Genomic DNA, 6281 nt, shown 5'->3' on the forward strand with positions numbered 1-6281 from the left:
CTGACACCCCGCAGACCCTGCCCGATGCCCCCTCAACTATCAACCACCACAGGGAACTCATTCTGAAACGATCAGTAAGCCGGATCGGGGGTCAGTTGGTGGAGCACGATGGTGCGGGTGACGCGGCGGGTTCCGGGTTCGTTTGAGCTGCGAGTTCGGTAGCTCAGGTGGGGACTTTTCATGGTTTTGGGATAGTCTGCTCATGGCATTCACGGATGCGCATGTTGGGTTGTTTGGCCTGGTACCGGCGCCGTCGGCTGCGGCAGTGCGCCGGATCGTGGGATCGCTGCTACCCGGCGGTCTGGAGGGGCTCGTGCGCGTGGCCAGCGGCAGCATGCCTGGTGCGGTGGCGGCGAGCGGCTTGGCGGGGGACGGGGCCGTGCCGTCGCGGTGTTGCCCGCCCGGTCGTCGTCGGGGGATGTCGTCGCGCAGCAGAAGGTCGCAGACCGAGGTGGTGAGGGTCGCCGGCTTCGCACCGCTGCTGTCGGTCCTGGACCTGCGCGGGCCGTGGTGACGGCCGACGCGCTGCACATGCAGCGCGATCGCGCGACAGAGCTGGTCGAGGAGTTCGGCGCGGACTACCTGTTCACGGTCAAGCACAACCAGCCAGCCCTGTTCACCGCCTGCACCGCGATCCCCTGGCGGTCCGTCCGCAAGGGCTACCGCTCCCGTGAACGGGGCCACGGACACGCCCAGACCCTCATTCTCCACACGGTGATCTGGACCGACTGGGACTTCCCCCACCTCGCGCAGGTCGCTCGCATCACCCGACGCCGCTCCACGCACCGCACCGGGAAACGGTTGAAGGAAACCGTCTATGTGATCACGCCTGACCAGCAAGAACCCATCAGTCAAAGACTTTGAAACAGTTCTGAGCGTGCCTGCGGGCGATCGTGGGCACGTACCGGTTGAGCACTGCGGCAAAGTAGTCGTCGGGCGCCTCCGCGAACGAGGGGACCAACCGGCGCAGTTTCTCCGTCGACACCTGGTGGTCGCTGCTGCGCTGGATGTACTCGTAGGACGGCTCGGCTCCGAGCACCCCGGCGATGTGCCGGACGATAGTGGCGACATCGACCGACCGCCCGGAGGCGACGTTCACGATCTCGCCCCTGACACCTGCCGTGAGCAGCGCGTCGACGATCTGCACGAAGTCAACGACGTCCAGCACGTCGCGCCGCGCGCCGCGGAAGATCCGCACCCGGCCCGCGAGCACCCGGCGGGTCAGTTCCGGCACCAACTGGTGCGGCGGCTGGTCGGCGCCGACGAGGTGGCTCAACCGCAACACCAGCCAGCGGCAGCCGCTCCGGGCGACCAGACGTTCCATCGCGAGCTTGTGCGTGCCGTAGGGCGTCGTGGGCGGGTGGTCGCACGACTCGTCACCCGCGCAGCCCGGCCTGCCGTAGACGGCAGCCGACGCAGTGGAGAACAACACCATGGTCCGGTCTCGCCGCGCGCAGTCCTCGGCCACGCGGCGGACGAGGTCTGCCTCACGTGCGAACGCCGCCCGTGGGCTCAGCAGCGACACGTGCGAGACACCGGCCGCGAGAGCGACGACGCCGGGGTGCGCGTCGGCGAGCGTGGTGAGGTTCCTGGCGATGAAGCCGCGCCCGAAGATCTCCACCAGTGAAAGTTCTCCTCGTGTGCGACTGTTCGAACTGGGCTGAAGAAGGTCTGCGCAGTCCAGCACCACACCCCGGCGCCGCCCAGCCCTGGAAGTGCGGCCGGTCCGGTGGGCGGACGGGTATACCCGAAGAGGCCGGTTGTGGCGGGAGGCCGCGTGTTCCTACGGTCCACTCGTGTTTTCGAGTTCCGAGGGGGACGGGTGCTGACCGATCCGAGCTGCTACCACGCTGCGGTCGCCGCGCTCCTGCGCGCCGTGGACCCGGATGCCGACCCGTTCCTGGTGCTGGGCAGCAACGCGGCCACCGCCGTGCGGCTGCTGCCGGACGGGACACCCAGCTTCGCCGATCCGCTCGAACCGCTGACCGAGACGCTGGCCCGGCGCGGCTACCAGCTCGCCCAGCATGAGCTGCGCACCACGACCGACTGGCAGAAGGCGCTCGTCGCGCTGGAGACTGGGCAGACCATCGCGGTGGCCGCCGATCCGTTCTTCCTCAAGTACTACTGGGTTTCCTACCAGCGCAGTCACGTGCTGCACGCGGTCGTGCTGACCGGCTACGACCCCGTCACCGACACCGTCCGGCTGCTCGACCCCGGCGAGGTCGTGTTCTTCGACGACCGGGTGCAACTGTCCGCTTTGGAACCGGCGATGTACTCCGCCGATCACGGGCAGGTGTGGTTCGAGCTGACGCCAGGCGAGCGCATGACCGTGACCGCCGGGGAGTACCGCGCGCTGGCCGAGAACATGGCGGGCGCGGGCTCGACGTGGATCAGCGGCACTGAGTTTCTCCGCACGCTGGCTGGTCAGCTCGATGACCAGCTCGCCTCGGTGCACCGGCAGGTGCAGGGACGCGCCGGCCCCGGCGAGGTGAGCGAGTGGCTGCCGCTCGGCCTGTGGTGGTATCACCACACGTTGCGTTGGCTCGCCAAGTACATCGGCGCACACCACGCACACCACACGGACCGCGCCGGGTTGCTGGAGTCCGTCGACCGCGCGTCCCGTGACGTGCTCGTGGTGCGGAACCTGATCATGCGACTGAGCGTCATGCCCACTGGCACATCACGGGCTCGAACGTTCCGCGGCCAGTTGGACACCCGGCTGGCGTCCGCGCTGCGTGACCTTGAGACCGCCTCCGCGGCAATCGGAGGCAGCGCGTGACCGACCTCATCGCGGCACAAATCCAGCGCCACCGCAACAACACCGCTTGCTCGGTCCCGGGCGTCGTCGAGGCCGAGGGTTTCGACGGGTTCGGCCGCACCTGCCCGTCCTCGATGCTCGACGGCCTGACGGGCACGCTCGGCCTTCCCTCGGTGCTCGGTCACGGCGTCGCTGACAACATCGCGTGTGAGGGCCAGATCATCACCTTCGACCACCCGGTGGCGACGTGCGGGCTGCACGTCGTGGGCGCCGGGTCGGGTGGCGCCGTCAACGAGGTGTTCCGCCTGGGGGAAACCGAGGTCCGGGTCGGGCTGAGCGACTTCCTCTCACCGCGCTCGGTGTTCAACGACACCCTCTACGCGCGGAGCCCGTTCCTGCGCGACATCGGCGGCCGCGACGAGTACGGCGCCCACCCCTCCCTGTGGCTGTCCGTCGTCCGACTGCCGCAGCACGTGACATGCCAGGAGATCGAGCTGCCCGTGAACCCCGACCTGCACGTCTTCGCACTTTGGCTGGCCACCCGATGAGAACCCTGTACCTGACCCAGGAACTGTCCCCCTTCTTCACCGAGGGCGGCCTCGGCCAGGCCTCGCGGGCGCTGCCCGAGCGGCTGGTCCGAGAGCACGGCATCGATCACGACCTGGTGATGCCGTAGTACCCGTGGCTGGTCGACGGCCGGGGCCTGCGGACCGAGCTGGTGGGCGTGCTCCCCGCCGTGAGGACCGGTGGGATCACCGCGACGCCGTCGGTGCACCGGCTGCTCGACCACGGCGGCCCGTACGAGGTGTTCCTGCTCCGCGCCGACGGGTGGTACGACCGCGGCGGCATCTACCGCGACAGCGCCTACGTCGAGTTCACCGACGCCGTGGACCGCGCCGCCTTCTTCGGCCATTGCGTGGCGCAGTGGGTCGTGGGTACCGGTCGACGCTACGACCTCGTGCACGCCAACGACTGGCAGTCCGGCGCGGCCGTCGCCCACCTGCGCGCGGCGCGCGGGGACGCAGAGCTGCCCCGGCTACTGATGAACGTACACAGTGCCGCCTATCGCGGCGAACTGCGGTCGCCGGAGGCCTCCGGGCTGCCGCCGCAGTGGCTGGAGACGTTGCTGGCCAGGGCGGACGGCGAGCCGAACCTGTTGCTGCTCGGCCTACTCGCCGCCGACGCCGCCACCACGGGTAGCCCTGGCTACGCGGGCGAACTGACCGCCGAGCTCGCGCACACTCCGATGGGCGACGCACTCGCGGCGCAGGAGTTCACCGGGATCGTCGCCGGTGTCGACCCGACCGTTTGGGACCCCGCGAAGAACCTGCCGACGACTTTCGACGCCGCATCGGTCACGGCGGGCAAGCGCGCCAACAAGATCGCGCTTCAGGAACGTGCCGGGCTGAAGAGCGACCTGGACGTGCCGGTGGTCGGCGTCTGTGCCCGGCTCGTCGAGGAGAAGGGCATCGACCTGATGCTCAGCGGGCTGGGGCCACTGCTGCGTGACGGTTCCGCCCAGCTCGTGATCGTCGGTCCAGCCGAGGGCCGGTATCGCGCCGCACTCGCCGACCTGATCAGCGAGGCGCCACTCGCGGTGCACCACACCCCCGCGTTCGAGCAGGGACTGGCGTGGCTGGTGTACGCCGGCGCCGATTTCACTGTGATGCCGTCGCGGGTGGAGCCGTGCGGCCTGAACCAGCTGATCGCCATGGCCTACGGCACCATGCCGCTGGTCACTGCGGTCGGCGGGCTCCGCGACACGGTGACCGATCTGGTCGCCTGGCCGGAGTCCGGCACCGGGTTCGTGATCGCGGGGCACTCGGCGGCGGCCGTGCGCACCACCGCGGTAACAGCCGTCACCTGGTGGCGTGAGCAGCCCGACGCCGTGCACGCCGCCCGCGTGCGGGCGATGACGCAGGACTGGTCCTGGGCTCGCACCGCCCGCCACACCGCCACCCTCTATCACGCCCTCACGAGGAACCATGCTCGAGACAACTGAGCGGTTCGGCGTGATGGTCTCCTACCTGGAGAGCCTCACCAGAGCGATCGGCGCGATCTCGGTGCCGGAGCTGCTCTTCGCGGCGGATCTCGTGGAGACCGCCTACCTCGACGGCCGGACGATCTACACCTGCGGCAACGGCGGCAGCGCCGCCACCGCCGCGCACCTCGCCGTCGACCTCGCCAAGAACACCAGGCTGCCCGGTGTCGCGCAGGTGCGGACGATGTCGCTCGTCGACAACGTCCCCCCGCTCACCGCCTGGGCCAACGATGTGAGCTACGAGTCGGTGTTCAGCGGCCAGCTCACGGGTCTCGCCGCCCAGGGCGACGTCCTCATCGCAATCAGCATCAGCGGAAACTCCCCCAACGTGCTGGAGGCGCTGCGCGTTGCCCGCGACCTGGGCGTGCACACCGTCGACCTGCTCGGACCGACCGGCGGCCGCGCCCGCGACCTGTGTGACGCCTGGATCGCGGCGCCTGCGCCGTCGATCGAGGAGCAGGAGGACGTGCACATGGCGTTCGCCCACATCCTTACCCGGCACATGCGGAACTTCGTAGCCGAGCACGCGGCGGTCGGTGCGCGGTGCTGACCCGCCCCGCCGTCTTCCTCGACCGCGACGGCACCCTCACCGAGCCGCGGCGCTACCCCCAGCTGCCATCGGACCTCGTGCTCCAGCCCGGCATCGGCCCCCACCTGCGCCGGTTGCGTGAACACGGCGTCGCGCTCGTCGTGGTGACGAACCAGTCCGCGATCGCACGGGGCCTGATCGACCACGACGACCTCGACCCATCGGCACCTGCGTGCCGGGCTAGCGGCGTACGGCGTGACGCTGGACGGCGTCTACCACTGCCCGCACCACCCCGAAGGCGTGTTGCCCGAGTTCGCGGTGCCGTGCCCGTGCCGCAAACCAGAGCCGGGCATGCTGCTCCGCGCAGCGGACGAGCTCGGTCTCGATCTCGCCCGCTCGTGGCTGGTGGGCGATTTCGTGACCGACGCCGAGGCGGGCATGCGCGCGGGCTGCGGATCCGTCCTGGTGTCCCCCGCACCGCCGGAGAACCCGCCGTACCACTGCGCGCCGACGACCGCCGCCGCACTGGAATTCCTTTGTGGACAGTTCGAGGAGGACCGCCGCATTGTGGATCAGTAGCGCGCCGTTGCTGATATCGCTCGCATGTGGCGGGACCGACGTGCCAAGCTACGCCCGCCGGTCCGGCAACCGATTGCGGATCTGCCTCGACTCGTGCGGGCACAGCGAGTCCTGCGACGGCGTCGCGAAGACGCGGGGGCGGCACCACGACGTACCCGCCTGACCGCGAATTCCCCCGGCAATGTGCCGAGCCACGCCACTAGTGAGCGTCTCAACCTACAACGGCTCAGCCCTCAACACCCGAACGCATACAGGGAAAATGCCTGCTTCGCAGGCTTCTGCAACACGCTTTAGGAGCAATACCGGTGACTTTGTGTGGTGTGGGTCGTTGGGTGTGGTGTGCCAAGGCCGGGTCAGGTGAAGTCGTCGGGTGA

The 6281-nt window shown here is 69.4% G+C and carries 8 protein-coding genes and 1 pseudogene; 8 read left to right on the forward strand and 1 reads right to left on the reverse strand.

The features are described from left to right. Positions 1-202 precede the first annotated feature (202 nt). On the forward strand, positions 203-514 hold the full coding sequence (locus tag ACO1BR_RS43595) for a hypothetical protein (RefSeq protein WP_426800670.1): 312 nt from the start codon (positions 203-205) through the stop codon (positions 512-514). Continuing rightward, on the forward strand, positions 508-864 hold the full coding sequence (locus ACO1BR_RS43600; RefSeq protein WP_426800671.1) for a hypothetical protein: 357 nt from the start codon (positions 508-510) through the stop codon (positions 862-864). The genes ACO1BR_RS43595 and ACO1BR_RS43600 overlap by 7 nt, the downstream gene beginning before the upstream one ends. Here ACO1BR_RS43600 and ACO1BR_RS43605 read toward each other — a convergent pair. Continuing rightward, a complete protein-coding gene (locus tag ACO1BR_RS43605) occupies positions 848-1690 on the reverse strand; it encodes an NAD-dependent epimerase/dehydratase family protein (protein ID WP_426800672.1) in 843 nt (280 codons plus the stop codon). The two genes, ACO1BR_RS43600 and ACO1BR_RS43605, sit on opposite strands and share 17 nt — an antisense overlap. Positions 1691-1822: 132 nt before the next feature. Here ACO1BR_RS43605 and ACO1BR_RS43610 point away from each other — a divergent pair, with 132 nt between their 5' ends. The 6 genes and pseudogenes from ACO1BR_RS43610 to ACO1BR_RS43635 all read left to right on the forward strand — a co-directional run. After that, positions 1823-2779: a hypothetical protein gene (locus tag ACO1BR_RS43610; protein WP_426800673.1), complete on the forward strand. Its 957-nt coding sequence runs from the start codon at positions 1823-1825 to the stop codon at positions 2777-2779. Beyond that, positions 2776-3306 (forward strand): hypothetical protein, encoded by a 531-nt coding sequence (locus ACO1BR_RS43615; RefSeq protein ID WP_426800674.1) that lies wholly within the window; start codon positions 2776-2778, stop codon positions 3304-3306. The genes ACO1BR_RS43610 and ACO1BR_RS43615 overlap by 4 nt, the downstream gene beginning before the upstream one ends. Then, entirely contained in the window at positions 3303-3434 is a 132-nt protein-coding gene (locus ACO1BR_RS43620) for a glycogen/starch synthase (RefSeq protein WP_426800675.1), read from the forward strand. The genes ACO1BR_RS43615 and ACO1BR_RS43620 overlap by 4 nt, the downstream gene beginning before the upstream one ends. Before the next feature lie 60 nt (positions 3435-3494). Next, positions 3495-4760: a glycogen synthase gene (locus ACO1BR_RS43625; RefSeq protein WP_426800676.1), complete on the forward strand. Its 1266-nt coding sequence runs from the start codon at positions 3495-3497 to the stop codon at positions 4758-4760. After that, positions 4744-5349, forward strand: coding sequence for a D-sedoheptulose-7-phosphate isomerase (locus ACO1BR_RS43630; RefSeq protein ID WP_426800677.1), 606 nt, complete (start codon positions 4744-4746; stop codon positions 5347-5349). Before ACO1BR_RS43625 ends, ACO1BR_RS43630 begins: the two co-directional genes overlap by 17 nt. 201 nt (positions 5350-5550) lie before the next feature. Continuing rightward, a pseudogene (locus ACO1BR_RS43635) lies at positions 5551-5907 on the forward strand (HAD-IIIA family hydrolase); the annotation flags it as partial. Positions 5908-6281 lie beyond the last annotated feature (374 nt).

The sequence above is a fragment of the Streptomyces sp. YGL11-2 genome (genome assembly GCF_050054615.1).
Taxonomy (GTDB): Bacteria; Actinomycetota; Actinomycetes; order Streptomycetales; family Streptomycetaceae; genus Streptomyces.

Excerpts from the sequence above, each read along its gene's own strand:
- ACO1BR_RS43630 (WP_426800677.1), top strand. The coding sequence starts at position 4,744 with ATGCTCGAGACAACTGAGCGGTTCGGCGTGATGGTCTCCTACCTGGAG.
- ACO1BR_RS43595 (WP_426800670.1), top strand. The coding sequence starts at position 203 with ATGGCATTCACGGATGCGCATGTTGGGTTGTTTGGCCTGGTACCGGCG.
- ACO1BR_RS43620 (WP_426800675.1), top strand. The coding sequence starts at position 3,303 with ATGAGAACCCTGTACCTGACCCAGGAACTGTCCCCCTTCTTCACCGAG.